Origin of the sequence: Streptomyces europaeiscabiei (genome assembly GCF_001550375.1) — a bacterium.
Taxonomy (GTDB): domain Bacteria; phylum Actinomycetota; class Actinomycetes; order Streptomycetales; family Streptomycetaceae; genus Streptomyces; species Streptomyces europaeiscabiei.
This window is the reverse complement of record NZ_LRTR01000735.1, coordinates 1-1241: the sequence shown is the minus strand read 5'-3', so window position 1 is coordinate 1241 and position 1241 is coordinate 1. Positions and strand designations below refer to the sequence as shown.

3 protein-coding genes are annotated in these 1241 nt (G+C 67.6%); all 3 read left to right on the top strand.

Going from position 1 to position 1241, the window contains the following annotated elements:
• Window positions 1–556, top strand: a 556-nt coding sequence (locus tag AWZ10_RS36510; protein WP_244172667.1) for a hypothetical protein, incomplete at its 5' end; no start/stop codon positions are given.
• 5 nt (window positions 557–561) lie between these two features.
• Window positions 562–792 carry a hypothetical protein gene (locus AWZ10_RS36505; protein WP_060893159.1) on the top strand — a complete coding sequence of 77 codons (231 nt, stop codon included), beginning with the start codon at window positions 562–564 and terminating at the stop codon, window positions 790–792.
• A 282-nt stretch (window positions 793–1074) separates the two neighbouring features.
• Window positions 1075–1227: a hypothetical protein gene (locus AWZ10_RS51880; RefSeq protein ID WP_159058293.1), complete on the top strand. Its 153-nt coding sequence runs from the start codon at window positions 1075–1077 to the stop codon at window positions 1225–1227.
• Window positions 1228–1241: the final 14 nt, after the last annotated feature.

The window sequence follows — 1241 nt, the reverse complement described above, 5'->3', positions numbered from 1 at the left end:
CACGCAGGTCACCGACCGCTACGGCACCGCGCAGACGATGGCCTGGGACCGGATCCACCCGCGGCTTACTACCCGGTCGGCAGTCAGTGCCGGGTGCAAGGATCGTGGCATGCCTATGTGTGACTACTTCTCGGCTCCCAATGACGATGCAGCTGTCGGCGTTCTCGATCAGCCCGGCGGACCCGACACTTCAGGGTTCGACGTGGTTCCCTTCAAGGGGATCGATCCGAGCGTGACGATGGCCTCCCTCGAAGCGATCCTCACCGGCTGCACCTATGCCGAGGCATCGGCGCGTCCTCGTGCCGGCCAGCTCCTCTCGTCTCCCGTTCACGAGAGCGCGGTTATTATCAGCCTGTCCGACACTCTCCAGGAGGTCTTGGCGTCCGCCTCGCACGACGGCCTGGCCGACGCTGCTGCTGCGTGGGCTGAGACGGATGAGCTTCAGGCATACGGGATCACCGCAGACATCGCTCGCGAGGTGCTGGTCCTGCTGTCCGGGCTGGCAGACCGTGCCGCCTCTGGGCGTCGGCGCCTGTATTGCTGGTGGGCCCTGTAAGCGAGATGAGCTCAATGGGATTGAGCAGGGCAGAGGCCGTTGCCCTCGTGCAGCGGGTCATGGATGCGGACTTCGTCTCGGAGGCGGAGGTCGACGGGTGCCTGGAGAAGCTGGGCCGAGCCTTGGCGTGCCCAACCGGCTATGTCAGTGACCTGATCTTCTGGCCGCCAGGACGGGAACTCTCGGCCGACGAGGTGGTCGACCAGGCCCTGGCGTATCGACCGATTGCCTTGTGAGACCAACGGTTGGCACTGCGCGCGAGGGCCGAGGCTCTCAAGCGGCCAGTTCGTCCCAGTGGGTGGCGATCGGGGCAGTGGGGCGGCTGCGGCGGGCGGGTTTCCTGGTGAGCCGGCGCGTCATGAGGGTGATCGCGGACCAGTTGATGAGGGCCTCGCTGTGCCGGGCCCCGCGAGGGGGTCGGTGGTCTGCAGCCGCACGAGGAGCTGGTTCGCCTGCGCGCCCTCACTCAGGCGCAGCCGCCCGGGAAGGTCGAGGTTCGCCTGGACCTCCTGGCGGTGATGCGGCATCGGGCCGGGGACCGGGAGGGCGGCGAGGCCCTGGCCTACCAAGCCGCCCACCACGGCGACACCGACGCCCTGAACCGCCTAGCCTCGGGCTTTCACGAACTGGGCGGTCCGCGACTTGATCACAGCTGGGAGAAGTACTCCTGACCAGCGGCATCGGA